We start from the raw sequence: 24,373 nt of genomic DNA, 5'->3' as shown, positions 1-24,373 counted from the left end.
CCTAAAAGACAGTTAACTTTTCTTTTTTGGAAAACCTCTTTTTATTTCCTTAACATAATGTGTTAATAATAGGCTAATTAGCGCGCTTTATTCGTAAAATTCTTGCATTTTATGTATCTTAGGTACTACTGATTAATAAATAAATTATTAACCCAAAAAAATAAAACTATGTCAAGCAACACAGGAAACACATTATTAGCATTATTAACTGGAGCAGCCATCGGAGCTGGAATTGGTATATTGTATGCACCAGATAAAGGTGATAACACCAGAAAGAAAATACAGAAAAACGCTAAAAAAACTCAGAAAGAGCTTGAAAAGCAATTTAAAAAAACAACTTCTCAACTAGGTACTAAAGCAGATAAGGCTCGCGTAGAATTTGAAGCAAAGCTGGAAGACACTTTATCTACTATGAGTTATAAGGCAGATGATATTCTTTTAGCCTTAGAGAATAAATTAGAAGATTTAAGAGCTAAAAATGCTAAGCTTCAAAAAAATAATGCTGTAGAGAAAGTAAAAACGGAAGTAGCGAAAGCCACTAAATAATATTATATGGCATTCGAAAATATCTCGGAAAGTGCTAATGAACTTCAAAAAAGCTCCAAAGATTATATAAATAGAAATATTGAATATTATCGATTAAGTGCTTTTAAGAAATTTACAAAAGGAACCACTTCAATGATTATGTTTATAATTATTGGAGCCGTTCTTTTTGGAGCCATGTTATTATTGACCTTTTCTTTAGCCTTGTTTATAGGTGCGTGGTTGGATAATTTGGCTTTAGGATTCTTATTACTTGGAATCTTTTATATTTTAGTATGTTTTGTTGTTTACTTCGGATTTAGGAAAACAATTGAGCGCAAAGTGCTAATTAAAGCTTCCAAAGACTTTTTTGACGACGATGACTATTAAAAAAGCATCGAGCAAATAAACCAACAAAAAATTATGAAAGTATATACCTCATTTGAAGAAATTGATAAAGACCTAAAAGTTTTAAAGCTTCAAAAAGATATAGCTAAAGAAGAAATTAGACTGAATTACAATGGCCTAAAAGACGATCTTGGATTTTTAAACGTAGTGGGTAGGACTACCAGCTACATTCTAAGAAGAGCTTTAGCCTTAAAAATTGTTAGAAAATTCTTCAGCTAAAATTATCTCCTCAGACTTATGATGCCGTTTGATACCAACGAAGACGGGAGAAAGAAAAGCGTTGCTAAAATTTATTTTGGCAACGCTTTTTGTTTTTTTAATAAATAAGTTTTCTGAAGTTTAGCTCCTTCAAGGCAAATCGCCCACATAATTACTTATCTGAATCTTCTTCACGTTTGCGCTTCATCGCCTCCCCTATTTGGTTGCTAGCAGTAAAAGAAGCCACCATATTATTGAGCATATCGCTACCTGCTTGTGGAGAATTTGGAAGAAGAATTAAGTTGCTATTGGTTTCTTCCCCGATAGATTGCAACGTGTCGTAATGTTGGGTTACCACAATTAATGCTGAAGCCTCTTGGGAATTAATCCCAACTTTATTCAATACTTCCACAGATTCTTCGAGCCCACGGGCAATTTCCCGTCGCTGATCTGCAATACCTTGACCTTGCAACCTCTTACTTTCTGCTTCTGCCTTTGCTTTTTCTACAATTAAAATACGAGCGGCATCCCCTTCAAACTGAGCAGCTATTTTTTCACGCTCAGAGGCATTTATTCGGTTCATGGCAGCTTTTACCTGCGCATCGGGATCAATGTCTGTTACAAGCGTTTTAATGATGTCGAAGCCATAATCTAGCATGGCGTCTTGAAGTTCGGTTTTTACGGCTATAGCAATATCGTCTTTCTTCACAAAAACATCATCCAGTTTCATTTTGGGTACTTCCGCACGAACCACGTCGAAAACATAAGACGTAATTTGCTCATGTGGATATTCCAATTGATAAAAAGCCTCGTAAACTTTTTCACGAATAACTACATATTGTACAGATATTTTCAGTTTTACAAAAACGTCATCCAATGTTTTGGTTTCCACAATTACATCCAATTGCTGAATTTTCAAGCTCAAACGTCCCGCTATACGGTCTACGATAGGAATTTTTAAATGCAATCCTGAATTTCGAATGCTGTGAAACTTCCCGAATCGCTCGATGGCAACGGCCGTTTGCTGTTTAACAATAAAGAAACCGGTAAAAAGAATTATTATTCCGAAGAAAATAATAGGGATTAGAAAAATCATAATGTAAAGTTTATAGAAATGATTGATTGGTGTAAAATACAAAAAAACCAGACAGGTTTCTTAAAACCCATCTGGTTTGATGCTTTAATTTATCAATTATTCCCCGTAAAGGAGTTTTTCTAAAGTTATCAGCCTAATGAATCAACTGCCTTCTGCAAGCGTGCAATGGTTTCTTCTTTGCCAATCATCGCTATAATATCGAATACGTGCGGGCCCATCATCTCTCCCACCAACGCCAAGCGCAATGGTGGCATGACCTTACCAAAACCAAGATCTTTATCAGCAATCCACTGCTTTACTTCTTTTTCGATATTTTCCGAAGAAAAATCCTCTATTGTATGTATCTTTTCAGCAAGTGAATTCATATACTCATTGGTATTTTCTTTCCATTGCTTCTTCACTGCCTTTTCGTCGTAAGACGCTGGAGCAGTGAAGAAAAAACTACTTAATTCCCAAAAATCGGATACAAAATCGGCACGCTCTTTTATAAGTTCAACCACTTTGGTTGTATAGGCCAAATTGGTATTGACCCCATTGTCCCCTAAAATTGGTATAAATTCTGCTCCAAGATCTTCATCTGCTTTTTGTTGTAAATATTGATGATTATACCATTTGGTTTTATCTGGATCGAAACGCGCCCCGCCTTTATGAACTTTTTCAAGTTCGAATGCCTTAACCAATTCGTCCAAACTAAAAATTTCTTGTTCCGTTCCTGGATTCCAACCTAAAAACGCCAAAAAGTTAATCACGGCATCGTGAAAATAGCCGTCTTCCCTATAACCACGGGAGATATCGCCTGTTTTAGGATCTTTCCATTCCATAGGGAATACTGGAAAGCCAAGTTTATCGCCATCCCTTTTGCTCAATTTACCTTTCCCTGTAGGCTTTAAAATAAGTGGTAAATGGGCAAATTGAGGTGTTTGCCATTGAAAAGCCCGATATAGTAATACGTGCAATGCCAAAGATGGTAACCATTCTTCCCCACGGATAACATGGGTTATTTCCATTAAATGGTCGTCTACAATATTTGCTAAGTGGTATGTTGGCATTCCGTCACTTTTAAACAGTACCTTATCGTCTAAAATGTTGGAATCGATTTCTATCTCACCACGAATAATGTCTTTTAGATGTAACTTTTCGTCTTGTGGACATTTGAAGCGGATTACATAATCTTCATTGTCATCCAATTTCTTTTGAACTTCTTCCGGGGAAAGCGCTATGGAGTTTTTTAATTTCTGTCGGTTATGCCAGTTATAGATAAAGGTTTTACCTTTTTCTTCGTGGTTCTTGCGGTGTTCATCCAATTCTTCCTCAGTATCAAAAGCATAGTACGCCCATCCATTGTCTATAAGGGTTTTGGCATAATCTTCATACAAATATTTGCGTTCACTCTGTCGGAACGGTCCGTATTTTTCTTGGATTTCCCTTGGTGAATCGGGCCCCTGATCATAAGGGATTTGTAACCAATTTAGCGCCTCTATAATGTATTGCTCGGCACCCTCTACAAATCGGGTTTGATCGGTATCTTCAATTCTTAAAATAAAGTCACCACCGTGTTTTTTAGCAAATAAATAATTAAACAATGCTGTTCTAACACCACCTATATGTAAAGGTCCGGTTGGACTTGGTGCAAAACGCACCCGCACTTTTGTACTCATTACTCAAATTTTTAACAAAGATACTTTATTTGAAGGTAGTTGGAAAGGGTAGATTTTCGAAATGTTGGCATTTACAGATTTCCTTTCTGAATTTGTTGATTGATTAGCAGAAAAATTGCACAAAGTATGAAGTACTAAGAAGCAAGACTTTGTTTGTGCCCAACATCTGGTATCTACCCATTATTGTTTAATTGATTTTCGATTGCCAAGTAAAAAGATAAAGAATCTCCCTCCTACTTCACTAGCTGATAAGATTTTTACTTTCGAATTTTTTTATAGAGTTTGGAAAGACCTGCGAAAATCATCAATGCTATAAAACCTACAACTAGACCGACTAAAAAGTCTTTTATCATTCCTGGCATCCAAGGAAATAAGTGATGTAAAAATTCAATACTATGGGTAAAGATCCCACCTGCAACCAACAACAAGGCTATGGTACCAATAATACTAAGACCCTTAATAACTTTTGGCAGCGCACTTACCAAAAACTGTCCCAGTTTAAAGAGCAGTCCGTTTTCACTTTTACTTTTCTCAATTAATTTATAGCCCGCTTCGTCCATTCTTACAATAAGCGCTACAATTCCATAAACCCCTACCGTGGCTACCAAAGCGATTATGCTTACTACCATAATTTGCGTCCAAATGTCTTCTTCAACCACCGTGCCTAGAGCGATAATTACAATTTCTACGGAAAGTATAAAGTCGGTTACAATGGCAGATTTTATCCTTTCTTTCTCCACCGCCAAAATCTCTTCTTTTGTTTGTACTTCCTTTAATTCCTCAGCTTTAGAATTGTGGTGCGGCACGAAATAGTGATATATTTTTTCGGCCCCTTCGAAAGCCAAATACACCCCTCCCAGCAAGAGAATTATGGTGATTGCCACCGGTAAAAAAGCACTTAATAAAAATGCCACGGGAAGAATAATGATTTTGTTCAACAACGACCCTTTACTAATGGCCCATAACACGGGTATTTCCCTTGAAGAAGCAAAGCCAGACGCCTTTTCGGCATTTACGGCTAGGTCGTCTCCCAAAATTCCTGCTGTTTTTTTAGCTGCTATTTTACTCATTGCCGCTACATCGTCCATAAGGGTAGCGATATCGTCTAGAATTGCAAAAATTCCTGATGCCATTTTTTAAAATTAAAATTCTGTATAAAAATAGGGGATTATTTCTTTTGTTTCCAAATGACAACACCGTTTTGCCCAATCTTTACTAGCCAATAAATATTAAAGAATAAAACATAGGTTTTATAGTAATGAAGCCCTGCGCCATTTCGGGTAGAATAGTAATATTAGAGCCTTCTTGGTGCAAACATTGCAAATTTAAGGTGTAAATATTTATTGCTTAATGGTAAAGTTGAGTTGCTTGGCATTCATCTTCTATTGCTACACCTTAATCTCCTGCTTCTAAAGGTTCAAGTTGTATTCCTACCTGTTATTCTTGCGTTCCTACAAGTTCAAGTTGTATTCCTACCTGTTATTCTTGCGTTCCTTCACGTTCATATTGGGTTGCTTCCCATTGATTTTCTATTGCTACTTCTCCCTTCCTAAAGTCTTTGAACATTAGGCGGACTTTACGGAGCAATTTGTATTTAATCTATTTATTTCATTAGCGTATATGGCATTGTTACTTTACCCCCACGATGCAGTCGTGCGGTAGCTAGGGAGGTTTCGGATTGTTTTAAAACTAAGGTCATAGCTAATTTTTTATTTATTCTGTACTCCGTTTTGTTAGAATTCAACTCCGTAGGATTTACGTTATGCTCCGCAACATTCAAGATGGGTACTGTAACGATTCTTCTTTGTTCCGTAACGTTCCATTTGTATTCCGCAGCTTTCAAATTCAACTCCGTAAGTTTCATTATGAGTTCCGTGTCGCTTTTCTTTGCTTCCTTGATGTTCATCTTATCAAAGACTTATTAAACTTATAGTTACTGCTCATATCTTTAGTATTCTTTTATATTCCTTAACGCCACACGATGCAATCGTTCGGTAGCAGGGGTCTTAAAACAATTCTTGCCCCTAACGCGTCTTACACTTAGCTTAAATAACTGATATTAAAAGCAACCGATAAAATGATTAAGTTAATTTTTTAATCTTTCTCTTAGTTTATAGTAATAAATTGAAAGCAGTATTAACAGCAAAATAGGAACTACTGCAAACCCAATAAATTCAATAACATAGGGCGTCACGTTAAATTTGGTCTCTTTTTCTTTCCGTCTTATTGTAAGTTTTCCATCTTGTCTGTAAAACACTGGGTATTTTTTTCTATTGAATTCGGTATCTTTTCCAGTTCCAATGTAGATCATTCCTCTTGTTTCCTTGTGTTCAATTTTTCCATATCCATAATAATCCATGACTCGAACCCCACTACCACTATAATCTTGTATAGAATCAACAATTATGTATCCTTTTTTATACTGATTTCTTTCTAGTACAACATCTAACTTTTGGTCAACTCCAACAAACACCAAAATACCCACTAATACAAGAATAAATGGACTTAATAATGTTAAACATCCATGTTGCATTTCGATTTTGTTCTTACTTATCATTTTCGGGGTTAATTTTAATTCGATCCATAATTCCCTCCGCTAGCGCGAGCGTCACGCTCGTGCACATCACAACAAACCCAAATGCATATTCTCATTGTCTATTTTTAAAACTGTTTGATCATCTGCATAATTCCTTGCACTGCTATACTTACAATCCACAGGATCTAAAACAAAACCTGCTTCTGCAGGATTGTTGTGGATATATGGACTACCTAATAAATTTGGTACTATTTTTATGCTACGTTATACATCTTTTTAATTTTTAGTTCCAACTCCTTTTCAGCTGGTGTTTTAAAGTCCAAGGCTGAATGTATCCTGACGTTGTTGTACCATTGGATGTAATTCTCAATAATTTGGTAAGCCTGCAGGTACGATTTGAAGCTATGCCTATAGATGCATTCGTATTTTATGGTCTTAAAGAAGCTTTCCGCCACGGCATTGTCCCAGCAGTTTCCCTTCCTGCTCATGCTCTGGGTTATTTTAGGGCTCATGTAAAAAAGGGACACCATTCTGTGGCAGGCGTACTGGCTCCCTTGGTCCGAATGGAAAAGATGGTTGTCCGTTATTTCCCTTCTTTTTCTGGCCAGGCTCCATGCTTTGTAAACGGTGTTCTCTACGGTCATATCTTCGCTTAAGACCCATGAAAGCACTTTTCTGTCCGCCAAATCCAATATTGTTGTCAGGTAATTCCAGCCATTCCCTATTTTGATGTATGTGATGTCCGATACCCATTTCTCGCCGAGGCTATCGCTGGTAAAGTCCCTTCCCAGTAGGTTTTCTGCAATCGGGAACGAATGCCCCGAATCGGTCGTGGTCACCCTGAACTTCCTGCTTAAAATACTTTTAAGCCCCATTTTTTTCATCAAAAGGGCAATGTAGGACTTGCTATAAAACACACCCTGCCTTTCCAGTACTTTCTGGATTCTTGAACTGCCATATATCCGGTTACTGCCATGGTATACTTCCCGGATCCTTTCTTTTAAGCCATCCAGGCCACTATTGGGCCTGCAGCCCTGGCCTGCCCTTAGCCAAGTGTAGTAGGCATTCTTGCTCACCCGCATGCATTTGCACATCTTTCCAACAGGGAATCTGCCTCTATGGTCTTTAATGAAACCGTATATCACCTGTCGCTCTTGGAAAAGATGCTTACCGCCTTTTTTAGGATATCGCGTTCCAACTTCACATCTTTCAGCTCTTTTTCCAAGGCTTTGATCCTCTGGTTTTCTTCACCTCCCAAAGAAGTATTTATACTGCCCGATGTTTTTGACATCCTTTTCCATCTGCTAATGGAGGCTTGACTGACACCATACTCATCCGATAGGGACTTGACCGTTCTGCCGGTACCCAACAGCTCTAGAATGGTAGCTTTAAATTCTTGGTCGTAATTCTTACTGTTCATAATACAAATCTAAGTTTATCACATAAATCCGTACCAACTAAATTAGACATTCCAATACTCTATCTTCTGCTTGATGACTTTATCGCTCCATAACTTTATAGGTTTATTATGTTGTTGCCAAAACTGTCTATTGTGCACATTGCTGTTTTTCTTACCGGCTTTCCCAAACATCCACAAAAGCCATTCTTTCCGGCTCTCTTGTAGGTTTTCCTCTATTGCTCTTATAAGCTGTCTTGCCGTAAAACCTTTGAAATCCCTGATTAAACCAGAAGGGTCTTCATCCGCAGATCTAAATATTAAATGAACATGGCTCGGCATAAAACAATAGGCAAAAACTTCCATACATTTTTCTTTACGGCAATAATTAATGCTCGTTTCCAAAACGTTGAAATACAATTGACGTGTAAATACATCTATCCAATACATAGTCGAGAAGCTTATAAAATAAGCTGCCTCTTTGTTATGGAATTTGTATTTACGGCTCATGTTTGCTCAATCTTTTTTCTTTCTTACTTACTGTTGACGGCACGAGCGAGACCCTCGCGCTAGCGGGGGGATTCCTCCTTCGTTAGATCTAGAATTCTCTATTAAAGATTTCACATCGCCATCATTAGTTTCTCCTTGAATTAAATTAGATAGAACACAGGGCTTAAACATCATTAAACAATCTCGTACTTTCTGCTGATTCGGTCTTTTATCAATATACCAATTATTACCTTGTTTAATTAGAGAAAGTAGTGTTGGAAATGGGAAATCAATATTTTTTATTCTTACAATAAACATAACATCTCTCATCTCCTTGAAAGCTGTAAGTCATTTTATGCAGCAATTGTAATAACATATCTTCAGAAGGAGTATTCCTGACATTCTCAAAACCTGACTCATCCTGAGGTTCAAACTCCTTTTTATCAAGATATAAACTCGATAACATTTGATTTGAAGTGGCAAAAAAGTAATTTCGTGCCATTTGTTCAGGACTTGATAAATCAATATTGGAGCCATTATCCAACTTTCTCAATTTATATTCGTCCCCTGAATAGATTTTAAAAGTGATATTATTGCTATTATTGAATTCAAATACGCTTTGTGACCTCATCATGCTGCAGCACAAGAGAATCGTAATTATTATGATTATTCTAAGTTTATTTATCATATTTATGTGAATTAATTTATATCCTAAATCTGTACTCTTTAATCAACGTAATCGCAAAATATACGGCAACGCCTAGTAATGGAAAAAAAGAAATCTTGAAATACATTGTCATTATAAATGATCTTAATTCAGAATTGTAATATGCTATTGGTGCATCTTTCAAATAATAATCTTTTGTAAGCTTACTTCTGTATACTGCATGCTTTTCTATATTAAAATTGAAATACTTTTCCTTTCCAATAATAATCTTCATTTTCTGCTCTTTTTTTACTAAAACACCATCAATCTCATAGTTTCCTAGATAACGACGTGACGATACATTGTCATAGGCATCTAAAAACTTCAGTGAGTCTATTTCCATATACACTTCAGGATTCTTCAAACTTAAATAGTTTTTATAGTCATTTAGATAAGTACCCGAAACTAAACCTGTTATAGTAAGTACAATAGAAAACATAAAATTCACTACTAGAGCACAAATAATTAAAAGTTTAATATTGTTATTCATCTTTACCATTTTACTTCATAAATATATTCATCCATTTCATAATTATAGTTCCATTTAAACAATGTTAATTCAATCTATGGCGTTGATTTTAAAACAAATCCATCCCTTATTAAAGGTGAATAATATTTTTTTGCTGCAAAATCAGCAGTAAATAATTCGGCTTCGGCAAATGATTTACCTGAAATTATTGCTTTGATATTGTCAGACGCCACTAATACTAATTTTGGATCCAGACCTATTGCAACTTTAAAAGTAATTTGAGAAGGATCCCCCGCTGGCGCGAGCGTCACGCTCGTGATAATCATAACATTCCCAAATGCATATTTTCATTATCTATTTTTAAAACTGTTTGATCATCTGCATAATTCCTTGCACTACTATACTTCCAATCCACAGGTCTAAAACGAAACCTGCTTCTACAGGATTGTTGTGGATATACTCTATCTTCTGCTTGATGACTTTATCGCTCCATAACTTTATAGGTTTATTATGTTGTTGCCAAAACTGTCTATTGTGCACATTGCTGTTTTTCTTACCGGCTTTCCCAAACATCCACAAAAGCCATTCTTTCCTGCTCTCCTCTGGGTTTTCCTCTATTGCCTTTATAAGTTGTCTTGCTGTATAACCTTTGAAATCCCTTATTAAACCAGAGGGGTCTTCATCCGTGGATCTAATTATTAAATGAACATGGCTCGGCATAAAACAATAGGCAAAAACTTCCATACATTTTTCTTTACGTCAATAAGTAATACTCGTTTCCAAAACGTTGAAATACAATTGACGTGTAAAAACATCAATCCAATACACAGTCGAGAAGCTTATAAAATAAGCTGCCTCTTTGTTATGGAATTTGTATTTACGGCTCATGTTTGCTCAATCTTTTTTCTTTCTTACTTACTGTTGACGGCACGAGCGTGACGCTCGCGCTAGCGGGTGAATATTTTATGTACGCGATTTCTCTATCTTGACAATTAAACCTGTAAACGGTTCCCATCTGGATATAGTTCTTCTCTACATCAGTATTTTTCAGCTGCAAAATGTTCCTGATCCCTAGATGTTTCGGTCTCTTCACTTAAATAGTCACTCATTGCCCAATCCATATTAGATGCTGAATAAAAAGATTGAATCAAACGCTTCAAATTGGAATAGTCAATTTCGCTTTGGGATTGTACTTGATTAATCCTTAGTAGAGGATTATAAAAACTATATGAAACATTTATAGGTTCACTATATTCTATTACAACTCCCAAATTTTCTTGTTGGGCATTTTACCTACAGAAAAGGCCTAATACCACTAGAATGATTAATTTAATTTTCATTTTTACTGTTCTGTTTTCTCTTTATATGATAATACTTGATAACGTATATAAATGCTGGAATGAATAAAAGCCATGATAAAATCCCAAAATAAGAATTTCTAAACCTATAGAAGTTATAAGGCTTTGGCGGTGTATTAGTCTCTCTAATTAATGTAGTTTTCGATAAATTACAATACCATACAGGAATTTCTAAATCGGAATTCATCATTTCTTTTATTGTATTATTATAGCCCACAACTGTTGCTTCTCCACCATTTTTTTTAGTATTCCATGAAAGTAATAAATATCATTTTGGCTAGGTGTCCCATCCAGTCGTACTTGATCCTTATAGATTAACCCATCTTTTTCAAAATATTTGTCAGGGTAAAAACTGGAATATAATACTTTTGTTCTACTAAAATTATAACTATACTCTCTAATTATCCCTATAATTCCAAATAAAACAATAATCCAGCTTAAAATATTTTTAGTTTTACTCATTATATGGTTTTATTATTTCAACCACAGCTGCACAAAATCTCCCGACTTTGAGACACCTACTCTTCTTCTACCTCTTATAGATTCTTCAAGGATTTAATGTTGTACGAGCACACAATTAATTCCCTAAAGTGTTCATAATTACTTTTTTTTTTGATAACGTGTTTTATATATTTTATATCCCATCCATAACGCAACTATTAAAAACATCCCTCTAAAAAACACATTTATCCAAATATAGTCTTCACCTATTTTCCATATTGACCACCTTAAAAGTCCTCCCAACTTACTTTTCCAACTACCTCCAATTTCGTTTGGTCTTATTCCTTCATAGAAAAACCCATCATAGCCAAAAAACACAATAATGGCTACAACCCCAACTAAGGCATATACTTCTATATTATCGGTTTCTTCTTTATTCATAATTTTAATCAAATAGAAGCAAACACCATCCTAAGTTCGTTTATAAATAATTGACTAGTAATTATCCCTGCGCGTAATTCAATTCGCTGCATTTTTATAAAACAGATTGCTATTTTACTTTACACCGTACAATTTCATGATAACGACAAGCATATATTTCCGAAGAAATAAACACGGAAAGTCCCAACGAAAATACATTGCATAAAAATAGAATAAAAACTTTAAATAAATGATGACGAAGTAATAAGCATCCTTTTTAAACCCTTTATGCAGCTGCTTTGGGTTTCATTTCATTTGGAATGCGAGGATTCATAATTTTAAACCATAATGGCGGAATTAAAGCAATAACCATAGAGGTGGGATAGCCATAAGGCATTTGCGGACTGATGTCGTGATACTCTAAAACTTGATATTTTTTTGAAGAACGGTAATGGTGATCGCTGTGGCGCGTTAATTCATACAACATCATTCGGCCCAACACATGGTTGGAATTCCAAGAGTGTACTTCTTTAACCCGTTCGTAGCGGCCAGATTCCCTTTTATGGCGTAAAAGTCCGTAATGTTCAATATAATTGATGGTTTCCAACAATAAAAATCCAACTACTCCACTTAATACCACAAAAGCAAAGCCTATCCATCCAAAAAATATCGATACAAACACTAAGTAAAATATTTGTGCACAGAGGTACCAAAACATATCGTTTTCAAGCGCAAAAAAGGATTTCCCTTCTCTTTTTAAAAGATTCCGTTGGATGCTCCAGGCACTTTTATATTGTTCAATTATGGAATTAAACCAAAAAGCATAGATAGTTTGATTGTATTTTGCAGTAGCCGGATCTTCGTGTGTGGCGGCATTTAAGTGATGACCAAAGTTATGCTCAATATAAAAATGCATATAATGCGATGGTAGTAATAGCATTTTTGCCAAAAAGCGTTGCACCTTTCCATGTCGATGACCCAATTCATGAGCCACATTTATCCCGTTGGAACCCAAGACAATTCCAGTACTTAAAATCATCCCTACAAATTCTAAACCTGTGTAGTCCCCTGTAGCTACTATGGATAGGGCATATAGCAATATTCCAAAAACAATGGGAACATTGAGATACAAAAGCCAATCGAAAAAAGAAGATTTTACCCTGCTTTCTTTTTCGTCCGCTGAATAATTACTGGAATCTTCCCGAAGTATAATTTCTACCACCGGAATAAAGCCAAAGGCAAAAAGAGGAGTTAAAAAAGTTAAGATCCCACCAAAATACAAGCCGATTACTGCAGTAATGGGAATGGAAAAAGCAGTTAAATATTTTATATCCTTAAACATTGGTGTTCTTTTATAATAAATCCATTAAATATAAATAAAATTTCTATTGATTCAATAATTTCATATGATGCAAAATCCTAAATTATAAAGAATGGCCCCACTAAGGACATTATTTTAACAAGGGGTTATCAAAAATGCTGATTTACAATGCAAAACAAATTGTATTTTTACCTTAGTGGTTTGTTTAGCACTAGAAAATTTAGTTTTATGCCTGCAATTGAGATCATTAAACAAAAGTTAGAGGTTTTTCTAAAAAAATATTACGGAAATGAGCTGATAAAGGGAACGCTTCTTTTTATTGGGATCGGACTTCTCTACTTTATTGTTACTGTATTATTGGAATATTTTTTGTGGCTTGGCACAACTGGAAGGCTTATTCTTTTTTGGCTTTTTATAGGGGTAGAGCTCTTTCTATTTATAAAATTTATTGTCATTCCTCTACTGTACCTTTTTAAAATAAGAAAGGGAATTGATTATAGAACGGCTTCAGGAATTATTGGAAACCACTTTCCAGAAGTAAACGATAGACTACTTAATTTACTCCAACTTTCAGAAAATTCAGTAAAATCTGATTTGCTATTGGCCAGTATCGAACAAAAAAGTGCAGCGTTATCCCCTATACCCTTTCAAACCGCTATTAATTTTAAATCGAATCTACGTTATGCGTGGTATACCCTTATTCCTGTTGTAATTATACTCATCGTTATATTATTTGGCAAGCTGAATATTTTTACGGATAGCTACAAGCGGGTGGTCGACTATAAAACTGCCTATGAGCCGCCTGCCCCTTTTCAATTTTTGGTTATGAACGATTCCCTGCAGGCCATCCAAGGGGAAGACTTTAAATTACTTGTAAATACAGCTGGCGATATTGCTCCTGAAAATGTTCAAATTCAAGTAAATGGTAACCTTTTCTTTATGCAACAAAGGCAAACAGGTGTCTTTGAATATGTTTTTCAGCAACCACAACGTAATATAGATTTTGAGTTGATGGCCAATGAAGTAACTTCTAAACCTTACAACCTAGAGGTTCTTGCAACGCCGTCCTTAAAATCGTTTAAGATGAAATTGGATTATCCCAAGTACACCCAAAAATCATCGCAAACTTTGGAAAGCACTGGAAACGCAACCATTCCAGAAGGTACCGAAGTCACTTGGCTCCTAAATGCCGAAAGAACAGATAATGTTTCTCTAAAACTGCCCGATACCACGGTTGAATTTTTAAAGAATGCGGTTGAATTTCAACTTTCAAAAAAAATATTCAACAATCTGGATTACACTATTGCCACTAGCAATAAAAATTTAAAAGATTACGAACGTTTGGGATACTCGCTTGCGGTCATCAAGGATCAATATCCAGAGATAACCGTCAATGAAAAAGTGGACAGCACTGCGATAAATAGAAAATTGTATTTGGGTCAAGTGTCAGATGATTATGAAGTGAGAAGTCTGAAATTAGTCTACTATCCCACAAACACGGACAGTATTAAAAGGGCGAACATTCCTATTAAGAAAGGTAGTTTCCAGGAATTTGGATATGATTTCCCTGGAAATCTTCCGCTTAAAAAAGGAACTTCCTACGAGTATTACTTTGAAGTTACCGATAACGACGCGCTGCATGGAGGCAAGAGCAGCAAAAGTGAAGTTTTCTCCTATCGTAAACTCACCGATAAAGAAATTAAGGAGCTTCAATTGGCCAAACAACAAGAAAATATAAACGATATACAAAACTCTTTAAGCGAAATAGATAAAACCGATAAAGAATTACAGGAGATTTCTGAAACCAATAAACAAAAGAATCAGCTAAATTTTAATGATAAAAAGAAGATTGATAATTTTTTGGAACGCCGCCAACAACAAGATCAATTAATGCAAAGATACCAGAATGAGCTTGAGAAAAACCTAAATGATTTTCAGAAGGAAAATAAAGAAAAATCGGAGTTCAACGAGTTGTTACAAGAGCGTTTGGAGAGACAGAAAAAAGCCTTGGAGAAGAATGAAAAATTGATGGAAGAGTTGAAAGAAATTTCTGACAAAATTAACAAAGAAGAGTTGGCAGAACGCCTGGAACAGTTAGCCAAACAGCAAAAGAAAGACAGTAGAAGCCTTGAACAAATTTTAGAATTAACCAAGCGCTACTATACCTCGGCAAAAGCAGAAAAATTAAAAAATGATTTAAAGGATCTATCTGAGAAGCAGGATGCACTTTCTAAAAAAGAAGGCGCAGAGAACACAGCCGATAAGCAGGGTTCTTTAAACAAAGATTTCGATAAAATTAAAGAAGAGCTCCAAATTTTGGAGCAGCAAAACCAAGACCTTCAAAAACCTATGGAGCTGGGCACCGATAAAAAGCTAGCCGAAGAAGTGAGCAAAGAACAAACGGAAGCCAAAGACAAGCTAGAGCAGAAAAAAGAGGATAATGGGAGCTCTGAAGACGAACAAAACAATTCTAAAAAGTCCGAAAGCGAAGCCAAGCAGAAACAGCGAAATGCTGCGAGAAAAATGAAGCAGATGAGTGAGCAAATGGGAGCAATGATGCAGGCTGGCAGTCAAGAAGGGATGCAAGAGGATATGGAGATGTTGCGTCAAATTTTAGATAATCTTTTAGTTTTTTCTTTCGATCAAGAGGACATTATGGAGCGTATACAATCATATAATACAGAAAGTTCAAACCTATCGGTATATTTAAAAAAACAGAATGAGTTAAGAACATTGTTCGAGCATGTGGACGACAGTTTATTTGCTTTGTCCTTAAGACAACCTAAGATTTCAGAAAAAATAAATGAGAATGTAACCAATGTCTACTACCACATCGATAAAACTTTAGAACAGTTTGCAGAAAATCAATTTTATCAAGGTGTTGCCAATCAACAATACACCTTAACTTCCGCCAACGAATTAGCCGATTTTTTGAGCGATGTGCTAGATAATATGCAGCAAAGCATGTCGTCGGGACAATCCGGTGGGAGTCCGAATAACTTTCAATTACCAGACATCATACAATCCCAAGAAGAACTTAATAAGAAAATGGAAGAAGGGATGAAAAAGGGGGAAGCAGGTAAAAAGCCATCCGAAGGAAACAAGGATGGACAAAAAGAAGGCGAAAAACCGGGAGAACAACAAGGCGAAGGCCAACGTCAAAATGGGTATGGCGGCGAAGAAATGTCAAAAGAATTGTTTGAAATTTATAAGCAACAACAACAATTGCGGAATGCGCTAGAGGAACAATTAGATAATTTAACTGGTGCCGGCGATAAAAAACAAGCTCAATCTTTGGCAAAACAAATGGAGCAAATTGAAAACGATTTATTGGAAAAAGGTTTTACCAACGCTACCCAGCAAAAAATGATGCAATTACAACATCAATTATTAAAATTAGAAAATGCTTCTTTTGAACAGGGGCAGAAAAAAGAAAGAGAAAGCAGAACAAACACCAAAGAATACGATGCTCCTTCTACAAATAATTTACCTGAAATACAACAATATTTTAATGAAGTTGAAATATTAAATAGACAAGCGTTACCTTTGCGGCAAAATTACAAGCAAAAAGTAAACGCTTATTTTAAAGGAGATGATTAGTTTTAATTACGAAACGGAATTTAAAATTGATAACGAAGAAATTTATGGGAATTGGATTAAAACGTTATTGGAATCTGAAAGTAAAAATGAAGGAGAAATAAACTACATTTTTTGTGATGATGCCTATTTACATAAAATAAATGTGGAATATTTAAATCATGATACTTTAACAGATATAATAAGTTTCGATTACTCTAACGCCCACACCATTTCTGGCGATATTTTTATTTCGATTGAAAGGGTTCGGGAAAATGCCGACGAATATCAAGTAGATTTCGAAATGGAATTAAAAAGAGTTATGGCACACGGTATTTTACATTACTGCGGTTATAAAGATAAAACCATAGAAGATACAACAATAATGCGCTCCAAGGAAGAAGAAAAAATTGCATTGTTTTAAACAGTTGAAATCCCTAATCAATTAGACTACTCAAATAAACGTAGAAACAATAGGGTTTAACAACCTTGTTTCACGTGGAACGAAATCCAAAAATTTAGAAAATCATTTTTTTATGTTTGATAAAGAATACGATGTTATAATTGTAGGTGGTGGGCACGCCGGTTCAGAAGCTGCAGCTTCTGCGGCAAATATGGGCTCATCTACCCTACTCATTACAATGAATTTACAAAACATTGCCCAAATGTCTTGTAATCCAGCTATGGGAGGAATAGCTAAAGGACAAATTGTTCGGGAAATTGACGCCATGGGTGGTTACTCTGGCATCGTTACCGACAGGACTGCCATTCAATTTAAAATGCTTAACAAATCTAAAGGTCCTGCCATGTGGTCTCCAAGAGCACAGAGCGACCGTATGCGTTTTGCAGAGGAATGGCGATTAATGTTGGAACAGACACCTAATCTTGATTTTTACCAAGAAATGGTTTCTGGACTGATGATAGAAAACGGAAAAATTGTAGGCGTTAGAACTTCTTTGGGCATAGAAGTTAAATGTAAATCGGTTGTTTTAACCAACGGAACCTTTTTAAATGGACTGATCCATATTGGGGAAAAACAATTCGGTGGTGGTCGTGCTGGCGAAAGAGCAGCAACTGGCATTACCGAAGATTTAATTAATTGTGGTTTTGAAGCCGGCCGTATGAAAACCGGAACCCCTCCCCGTGTAGATGGCCGTTCATTGGATTTTAGCAAAATGACCGTTCAACCGGGGGATGAAAAACCAGAAAAATTTTCTTATTCAGATGCAACAAAACCGTTGAGTCAACAACGCGATTGTCATATGACATATACGAGCGAACAAGTTCATGATTTACTTCGCGAAGGTTTCGATAGGTCTCCGATGTTCAATGGAAGAATAAAAAGTATAGGCCCGAGATATTGCCCTTCCATAGAAGATAAAATAAACCGTTTTGCGGACAAAGACCGTCACCAAATGTTTATTGAACCTGAAGGTTGGGACACCGTAGAATATTATGTAAACGGATTTTCAACTTCATTACCAGAAGATGTCCAGTTTAAAGCATTGAGATCAGTCGCAGGTTTTGAAAACGTAAAATTCTTTAGACCAGGTTATGCTATAGAATATGATTACTTCCCTCCTACACAATTAAAACATACGTTAGAAACCAAATTAGTGGAAGGTTTATATTTTGCTGGTCAGATTAACGGAACAACGGGATATGAAGAAGCAGCCTCCCAAGGACTCATGGCCGGTATCAATGCAAGCTTAAAAGTTCAAGAAAGGGATCCATTTATTTTACAAAGAAACGAAGCTTATATAGGAGTACTAATAGATGACCTTATTACAAAAGGGACGGAAGAACCATACCGAATGTTTACTTCTAGGGCAGAATATAGAACTCTATTAAGGCAAGACAATGCCGATTTACGACTTACCCCACGTAGTTATGAAATCGGTTTGGCCACAGAAAAGCAAATGGAACGTATGGAAGAAAAGCAAAAACATTCGAATGCTTTTGTAAACTTCTTCAAGGAAACCAGCGTCAAACCCGAAGTTATAAATCCGATTTTGGAAGAAATTGACTCTGCCCCTATGAAACAATCTGATAAAATGTTCAAGATTTTTGCTCGGCCAAATGTAACTTTAGATCACTTAAGACAAATTGAAGAAGTAGAGAATTACATTCAAGAAAACAATTTAGACCAAGAAGTTCTAGACCAAACAGAAATTCAAGTGAAGTATTCTGGTTATATTGAAAAGGAAAAAAACAATGCTGACAAACTAAACAGACTCGAAGAAATAAAGATTCCCGAGAACTTTGATTATATGAAAGTAAAATCCCTTTCTTTTGAAGCGGCAGAAAAACTCAAAAAAATTAAACCCAGAACACTTTCGCAAGCATCAAGAATAAGCGGAGTTTCTCCAAGTGATATTAGTGTTATGCTAGTTTATATGGGAAGATAAAATATAGTTTTATAAGAGAAATTTAAAAAGGGTTCCACGTGGAACCCTTTTTGTTTTAATAAATATTATCTTGCAATTTTTAAAATTTATATGGAAACAAAAATAGAAGACAAAACATATATATCTGTTAAAGATCATTTAGTTTCTGGTGAAGTTTTTGAAATAAAAACTACCAATATTAACGGACTTTTAAAGACAACTCCTCCACCATCTCCCGAAACACTTTATAAGTATTATGAGAGTGAAGAATACATTTCGCATACAGACTCGAAGGAAACATTTACAGATAAAATTTATCAAGCTGTAAAAAAATACTCTTTAAAAAAGAAGAAAAAATTAATTCAAAAATATCACCCCGAAGCCAAAACCATTTTAGATATTGGAAGTGGAACTGGGGATCTTATACAATATTTAAAAAATTCATATACCTGTGTAAGTACCGAACCAAACGATCAAGCACGTTCCCTTTCCATTAAAAAAGGAAACAACGTAGTGTCCGATATAAATGAATTGGGAAAACAAAAGTTTGACGTTATCATGATGTGGCATGTGCTAGAACATGTTCCAAATATTGACAATGAATTAAGCAAAATAAAAGATCTATTAGCCGATAATGGCATTCTAATAATTGCAGTTCCAAATTATGAATCTTACGATGCAAAACATTACAAACAAGCCTGGGCCGCTTATGATGTTCCACGTCACTTATGGCACTTCAATAAAATTTCAATGAGGGAGATTCTTCAGTGTAAAAATCTTTTTGTAGTAAAAATCCTACCTTTAGTTTTTGATTCATTTTATGTAAGCCTTTTATCAGAAAAAATAAAAACAGGAAAACAAAATTGGTTCAAAGCATTTTATATTGGGATGAAATCTAATTTAATGGCAAAATCATCCGGTGATTACTCATCATTGATTTATATAAGTAAAAAACAACCTTAAACGCATTTTAAAGCTTTTAGAAGGTATTTCAATATTTTAATGAGACAAATACCAGTATTGTCCTTGAAAATCCTTTAAATTAAACAATAAAACCCCTTTATTAATAATTAAATACTATTCACTTTCTAAAAATAATTGTTTTCGTCTATATTTAATTTAATTTCAGCAAAAAGATAAAAATCACATAACTTTTCTATTTTTGCTTGAATCAAAATCTAAACACAAAAAATGAAGAAATTAATTTTAATTGGTGCATTAAGCATTATGGCAATTTCTTGCCAACAAAATAAAATAGCGTTTGTAGATAACACAAAACTGATAAACGAATATCAAGAAAAAATAGATATAGAAGCAAAATACAAAGGAAAGATCGAAAAGTTCGATAAAAAAACCGATAGCTTATCGCGTGCTTTCCAAAGTGAGGCGCAATCTTTTGAAGCTGAAGCTAAAAGTCTACCCCAAAGTCAAGCACAGGAAAAATACAATTCCCTTCTGCAAAAAAGACAAGCTATGAGTCAGCAACTTCAAATGGAGGAGCAAAAACTTTCACAAGAAAGTCAGCAAGAGATTGACAGCCTTATTAAAAAAGTAAGAACTTTTGTAAAAGACTACGGGAAAGAAAAAGGATATACTTTTGTTTTAGGTTCCAACGAAGCTGGCAGTGTTCTTTACGGAGAAGAGTCTAAAGATATCACTTCGGAAGTTTTAAAAGAAATAAACGAAGAATACAAAAGCAAATAATTAAGATTTATACCCAACAAACAGTTAAGGCGCTTTAATACAGCGCCTTTTTTTGTATCTTAACTTTTGATAAGAAAAATACAAAACCGATTGAAAAAGAAAACTTTAAAGATTCTACTTATTGTTGCCGGAGTTCTTGCACTCCTTATTTTAGCCGCCAACATCGGTTTAGCACATTTTATTAAAAATAAAATTGAAAACAATAGTTCAGACTATTCGTTTCAAGTTGGAGAAACTTCCGTAAACCTTATTTCCAGAAAAGTTAGTTTAAGCAATATCAGAATCACTTCAGAAAAAGGGGATTCTGCCCGAATTAAAGATATTATAGTTAACGATATTTTCCTCGGAAACCTATTTCATACCGATAGTTTGGTAATTGGTAGCATTACCTTAAATGAAGGAGAAGGATTTTTCACCAAGAGGGAATCCAAAAAGAAAGATGATACATCTAAAAAATTTACTTTACAAATAGCTGATGTAAAAATTAAGAATACCCGCTTACAATACATTACAGACACTACTAAAGGACCTATTGAGGTAAAAAAAATAAATCTGAATCTGTCTAATGTACGTTTTAATACCGTTGAAAAACAAAAATTAACCTACGAGAATGTGCTGCTTGACTGCGAAGACATAACACTTCCTATAAATGATTACTTGAATTTCAAGATTGCAACACTTTCCGCAGACAATTCCACTATAAAAACTACTAAGCTAGGAATAAAAACCCTGTATTCTAAAGAGGAATTACAGAAACATATAAAAGTTCAAAAAGATTGGATTGATTTAAACATCGATTCCCTAAATATAAAAGAATACTCGAAGGAATCCAGTTCAAAAAAATCCTTATTCTCCTCCTCTACCATTGATATCTATAAAGGGGATCTGGAAATTTATAAAAACAAACTATTACCAGAACCTACCAAATATAAACCACTTTACAGCAAGGCACTAAGAAACCTGCCTTTTGACCTTAAGATAGATACGATAAACATCCATAACACCCAAATAAAATACGTAGAAAGGGTTAAAAACTTTAATCAACCCGGTAGTATAACCTTTACACAAATAAACAGTATTATTAAAAATATTAATACATTGGAAGGTTCTGGAAAAACGAACATCGACATTCAATCTAAATTTATGGGAGATGCCGATTTCAAACTTTTATGGGTATTCGATATAAATAATAAAGCCGACTATTTTACACTTCACGGAAACATGAAACATTTAAATGCTGATAAAATAAATGAATTTATAAAACCTAATATGAACGTAGAAACAGAAGGGTCTATAGATAGTATTGTTTTTGATGTTTATGCCAACGAAAATAACGCCAATGGTACCTTTATGATGACATATGAGGATTTTAAAATAAGTATTCTAAAGGAAAATCAAAACGTTGTAAATAAATTTGTTACCTCGATAGCCAACGTATTTGTACCCAAAGACAAGCTAAAAAATAAAGAAGTTTCTATTGAAATTCAAAGGAACAAACAGAAATCATTTTTTAACTATTTCTGGTTATCCGTTCGGGAAGGTGTCAAACAAACTTTTTTATAAATAGACACTTGAGGAGTTCATTTATTGTGTTAGCAAATACAAACAGAACATGGTTGGTATTAAATATACCACGATTTTCATAGCTCCATCAAAATCTTTTGCGATACGTTGTCCAATTAAAAAAATAAACAACACCAACAGCGCTATACAAACACTGTACAGAGCTAATTCCTTATCACCAGCAACATAATAGAAAATTCCTAAAATAGCCCCTACTCCTGCAACCAACTCCAATACAGTAATAACCCATAAACTTATAGGTACCATATGTTTTACAAAAGTACCTTGGAAGTGATTCCTTAGAAAGGATGTATTTCCGCCCCAAGATGAAACCTTATCCCAAAAACTAAACAGAAATGTAATACCGATAAATATAAGCAATGCGATTACTGGTAATAGATCTTTAGAAACTTCCATAATCAATATTGGTTAATCCTTCAATTACGTTTTCCAATTTTTCCTTTTCTTCTGGAAAAAACCCTTGTAACATCAATACAACTCCAAAAACTATTAAAACGATACTTATAGCCCTTTTTATTTTAAAGATACGTTTTGGTGTAAGCTTATTCCTTAATTGTTTGGCCAATAAAATTTTAATGCAATCCACCACTAAATACGTAATTAAAATAGTGGATATAAACACAAAGATACGTTCATCGTTCATTTCTAATTTAGGACCAAAAATAATTATGATCCCGAGCCAGAATCCCAATACCCCTACATTGATGAAATTAAGCAAAAAGCCCTTAAAAAATAACCTGAAATAATCGCTTCTTACCATAACTTGATTGATGGCATTTCGAATATCCTTTTTGTAGTCGCTTTTATTTTTAAGGAAAGAAATTACCCCATAGGTAACCAATAACATACCACCAAAAATAAACAAGGAAGGATCATCTTTAATTTTATGAAGAATCTTATTTGTACTGTAATAAGCAATTAAAATAAAGGCAACATCTCCTAAAACCACACCCACATCGAAACTTATCGCAGCCCTAAACCCCTTTATAGCGCCTGTTTCCAGTAGCACAAAAAATACAGGACCAATGGTAAAAGCCAAAAGAATTCCTAATGGTATTGCCGAAAAAACATCTTCAATCATCTAAATGAATATTCTCAAGAATTTGATTCCTGAAACAGAATTTACAAAATTTTAATCAGTAAGTTTTAAAACGGTCGGTTGATCGATTATTCAAAAATAAAAAATCATCATAACTTATTGGTCATTATGATGATTTTAAATGTTTATAATGGGTATTTTTTATGGATTCTCATTAATGGTTCCTCCCACAAAAGTTTGCTTTTCCAAAACTTTTGGGTTTCCGTACACATTGATGGTTCCTCCTACTTTAACATCGGCGTCTATAAATTCACTTGCGTTTACATCTGCAACCCCACCAGCTTTTACATCTACGTCTGTTTGCTCTGAAATTAAATCAGATCCTTCAAATCGTCCTCCAGTATTAATACTCACCTCTTGATTCTTGGCTGTACCGATAAGGGTAATTACACCGCCTGTACTTGCTTTAGATTCCAAACGCTGCACCTCGATATCAAAATCTATTTTAGCGCCTTCCTGTGCGTTTAATTCCAAATCTACTTGCTTGAGGGTTTCATCTGAAGAAATAAAGGCATTTTCATTTGCATCATAAGAGGTAATTAGATCCTTTGTGTGTAGAACCACAAAAGTGTTATATCCCTTAAAGACTTCATTAATTTTCATTCGCACTTTAAGAGTTCCTTTTTTATTCACAAAAACAACATCATCGGCATGCTTCCCTGTAATGACGGCTTTATTTTCATCCGATTTTTTTATTTTAATGGAAAGTCCATCGTAGGCTTTTACTTCATGATACTCCCCTAATTCCTTGGTTACTTCATCCTGCGCAAAAACTATGGTTGTTAACAAAATAAAGGTGGTAAAAAATATATTTTTCATAAGATTAATTTATAATGTTTTATGTAAAGATAATCTTGATTATGGCAAGGATTAAAATTTAAAATGATAAAAATTGTTAAACCAAATATCAATTATTCCGTTTACTGGATATCATTTAAAGCAGTCCCTATAAGATTTACATATCCTAGAGATACTAAATATCAAAACCGTCTGAAGATTACGAAG

The 24,373-nt window shown here is 34.7% G+C and carries 24 protein-coding genes and 2 pseudogenes; 9 read left to right on the top strand and 17 right to left on the bottom strand.

Going from position 1 to position 24,373, the window contains the following annotated elements; all coding sequences use genetic code 11:
- Positions 1–168 precede the first annotated feature (168 nt).
- The 3 genes from HX109_RS06010 to HX109_RS06000 are packed head-to-tail and all read left to right on the top strand — an operon-like array spanning position 169 to position 1,149.
- A complete protein-coding gene (locus tag HX109_RS06010; RefSeq protein WP_178950286.1) occupies positions 169–546 on the top strand; it encodes a YtxH domain-containing protein in 378 nt (125 codons plus the stop codon).
- 6 nt (positions 547–552) lie between these two features.
- Entirely contained in the window at positions 553–912 is a 360-nt protein-coding gene (locus tag HX109_RS06005) for a phage holin family protein (protein WP_178950285.1), read from the top strand.
- Positions 913–945: 33 nt separating this feature from the next.
- Positions 946–1,149, top strand: coding sequence for a DUF6327 family protein (locus tag HX109_RS06000; protein WP_178950284.1), 204 nt, complete (start codon positions 946–948; stop codon positions 1,147–1,149).
- A gap of 151 nt (positions 1,150–1,300) precedes the next feature.
- Here the strand turns inward: HX109_RS06000 and HX109_RS05995 are convergent, their stop codons facing one another.
- From HX109_RS05995 to HX109_RS05930, 14 genes and pseudogenes are all read right to left on the bottom strand, one after another.
- Entirely contained in the window at positions 1,301–2,224 is a 924-nt protein-coding gene (locus HX109_RS05995; protein ID WP_178950283.1) for an SPFH domain-containing protein, read from the bottom strand.
- A gap of 128 nt (positions 2,225–2,352) precedes the next feature.
- Complete coding sequence (gltX, locus tag HX109_RS05990; protein ID WP_178950282.1) at positions 2,353–3,882, bottom strand: glutamate--tRNA ligase; 1,530 nt, start codon at positions 3,880–3,882, stop codon at positions 2,353–2,355.
- A 257-nt stretch (positions 3,883–4,139) separates the two neighbouring features.
- Positions 4,140–5,015, bottom strand: a complete 876-nt coding sequence (locus HX109_RS05985) for a DUF808 domain-containing protein (RefSeq protein WP_178950281.1) — start codon at positions 5,013–5,015, stop codon at positions 4,140–4,142.
- Positions 5,016–5,485: 470 nt separating this feature from the next.
- A complete protein-coding gene (locus tag HX109_RS05980) occupies positions 5,486–5,788 on the bottom strand; it encodes a hypothetical protein (protein ID WP_178950280.1) in 303 nt (100 codons plus the stop codon).
- Positions 5,789–5,968: 180 nt separating this feature from the next.
- Complete coding sequence (locus HX109_RS05975; RefSeq protein ID WP_178950279.1) at positions 5,969–6,439, bottom strand: hypothetical protein; 471 nt, start codon at positions 6,437–6,439, stop codon at positions 5,969–5,971.
- Positions 6,440–6,672: 233 nt separating this feature from the next.
- Positions 6,673–7,838, bottom strand: a protein-coding gene (locus HX109_RS05970) for an IS3 family transposase (protein ID WP_178950084.1) whose coding sequence is annotated in 2 segments (ribosomal slippage) — positions 6,673–7,601 and positions 7,601–7,838 — 1,167 coding nt in all. Because the reading frame shifts where the segments join, the coding sequence is not laid out codon by codon here.
- A 54-nt stretch (positions 7,839–7,892) separates the two neighbouring features.
- Positions 7,893–8,324 (bottom strand): annotated as a pseudogene (locus HX109_RS05965) (transposase); the annotation flags it as partial.
- Between the two features lie 268 nt (positions 8,325–8,592).
- Positions 8,593–8,991 carry a hypothetical protein gene (locus HX109_RS05960; protein ID WP_178950278.1) on the bottom strand — a complete coding sequence of 133 codons (399 nt, stop codon included), beginning with the start codon at positions 8,989–8,991 and terminating at the stop codon, positions 8,593–8,595.
- Between the two features lie 16 nt (positions 8,992–9,007).
- Positions 9,008–9,499 carry a hypothetical protein gene (locus tag HX109_RS05955; protein WP_178950277.1) on the bottom strand — a complete coding sequence of 164 codons (492 nt, stop codon included), beginning with the start codon at positions 9,497–9,499 and terminating at the stop codon, positions 9,008–9,010.
- Between the two features lie 74 nt (positions 9,500–9,573).
- The gene (locus HX109_RS05950) at positions 9,574–9,804 is read right to left on the bottom strand and encodes a hypothetical protein (RefSeq protein ID WP_178950276.1); all 231 of its coding nucleotides are present in this window, start codon (positions 9,802–9,804) and stop codon (positions 9,574–9,576) included.
- Positions 9,801–10,366 (bottom strand): annotated as a pseudogene (locus HX109_RS05945) (REP-associated tyrosine transposase). Before HX109_RS05945 ends, HX109_RS05950 begins: the two are co-directional and overlap by 4 nt.
- A 665-nt stretch (positions 10,367–11,031) precedes the next feature.
- Positions 11,032–11,298: a hypothetical protein gene (locus HX109_RS05940; protein WP_178950275.1), complete on the bottom strand. Its 267-nt coding sequence runs from the start codon at positions 11,296–11,298 to the stop codon at positions 11,032–11,034.
- Between the two features lie 138 nt (positions 11,299–11,436).
- On the bottom strand, positions 11,437–11,718 hold the full coding sequence (locus HX109_RS05935; protein ID WP_178950274.1) for a hypothetical protein: 282 nt from the start codon (positions 11,716–11,718) through the stop codon (positions 11,437–11,439).
- 265 nt (positions 11,719–11,983) lie between these two features.
- Positions 11,984–13,039 carry an alkane 1-monooxygenase gene (locus tag HX109_RS05930; protein ID WP_178950273.1) on the bottom strand — a complete coding sequence of 352 codons (1,056 nt, stop codon included), beginning with the start codon at positions 13,037–13,039 and terminating at the stop codon, positions 11,984–11,986.
- 147 nt (positions 13,040–13,186) lie between these two features.
- On the opposite strand from HX109_RS05930, the gene HX109_RS05925 reads away from it, so the two are divergent.
- From HX109_RS05925 to HX109_RS05900, 6 genes are all read left to right on the top strand, one after another.
- Positions 13,187–16,618, top strand: a complete 3,432-nt coding sequence (locus tag HX109_RS05925) for a DUF4175 family protein (RefSeq protein WP_255462783.1) — start codon at positions 13,187–13,189, stop codon at positions 16,616–16,618.
- On the top strand, positions 16,611–17,018 hold the full coding sequence (ybeY, locus tag HX109_RS05920) for an rRNA maturation RNase YbeY (protein ID WP_178950272.1): 408 nt from the start codon (positions 16,611–16,613) through the stop codon (positions 17,016–17,018). The genes HX109_RS05925 and ybeY overlap by 8 nt, the downstream gene beginning before the upstream one ends.
- A gap of 112 nt (positions 17,019–17,130) precedes the next feature.
- Complete coding sequence (mnmG, locus tag HX109_RS05915) at positions 17,131–19,002, top strand: tRNA uridine-5-carboxymethylaminomethyl(34) synthesis enzyme MnmG (RefSeq protein ID WP_178950271.1); 1,872 nt, start codon at positions 17,131–17,133, stop codon at positions 19,000–19,002.
- Positions 19,003–19,092: 90 nt separating this feature from the next.
- A complete protein-coding gene (locus HX109_RS05910) occupies positions 19,093–19,944 on the top strand; it encodes a class I SAM-dependent methyltransferase (RefSeq protein WP_178950270.1) in 852 nt (283 codons plus the stop codon).
- A gap of 228 nt (positions 19,945–20,172) precedes the next feature.
- Entirely contained in the window at positions 20,173–20,685 is a 513-nt protein-coding gene (locus tag HX109_RS05905) for an OmpH family outer membrane protein (RefSeq protein ID WP_178950269.1), read from the top strand.
- Between the two features lie 90 nt (positions 20,686–20,775).
- The gene (locus tag HX109_RS05900) at positions 20,776–22,248 is read left to right on the top strand and encodes a hypothetical protein (protein ID WP_178950268.1); all 1,473 of its coding nucleotides are present in this window, start codon (positions 20,776–20,778) and stop codon (positions 22,246–22,248) included.
- A gap of 21 nt (positions 22,249–22,269) precedes the next feature.
- Here HX109_RS05900 and HX109_RS05895 read toward each other — a convergent pair whose 3' ends face one another.
- The 3 genes from HX109_RS05895 to HX109_RS05885 all read right to left on the bottom strand — a co-directional run bounded on the left by HX109_RS05895 (position 22,270) and on the right by HX109_RS05885 (position 24,187).
- Entirely contained in the window at positions 22,270–22,665 is a 396-nt protein-coding gene (locus HX109_RS05895; RefSeq protein WP_178950267.1) for a MauE/DoxX family redox-associated membrane protein, read from the bottom strand.
- Positions 22,652–23,350 (bottom strand): LysE family translocator, encoded by a 699-nt coding sequence (locus tag HX109_RS05890; protein WP_178950266.1) that lies wholly within the window; start codon positions 23,348–23,350, stop codon positions 22,652–22,654. The genes HX109_RS05895 and HX109_RS05890 overlap by 14 nt, the downstream gene beginning before the upstream one ends.
- A 159-nt stretch (positions 23,351–23,509) precedes the next feature.
- Positions 23,510–24,187, bottom strand: a complete 678-nt coding sequence (locus tag HX109_RS05885) for a head GIN domain-containing protein (RefSeq protein WP_178950265.1) — start codon at positions 24,185–24,187, stop codon at positions 23,510–23,512.
- Positions 24,188–24,373 lie beyond the last annotated feature (186 nt).

It is taken from the genome of Galbibacter sp. BG1, assembly GCF_013391805.1.
Taxonomy (GTDB): Bacteria; Bacteroidota; Bacteroidia; order Flavobacteriales; family Flavobacteriaceae; genus Galbibacter.
Note: the sequence above shows the minus strand (reverse complement) of the source record. Positions and strands in the feature narration are given on the sequence as shown.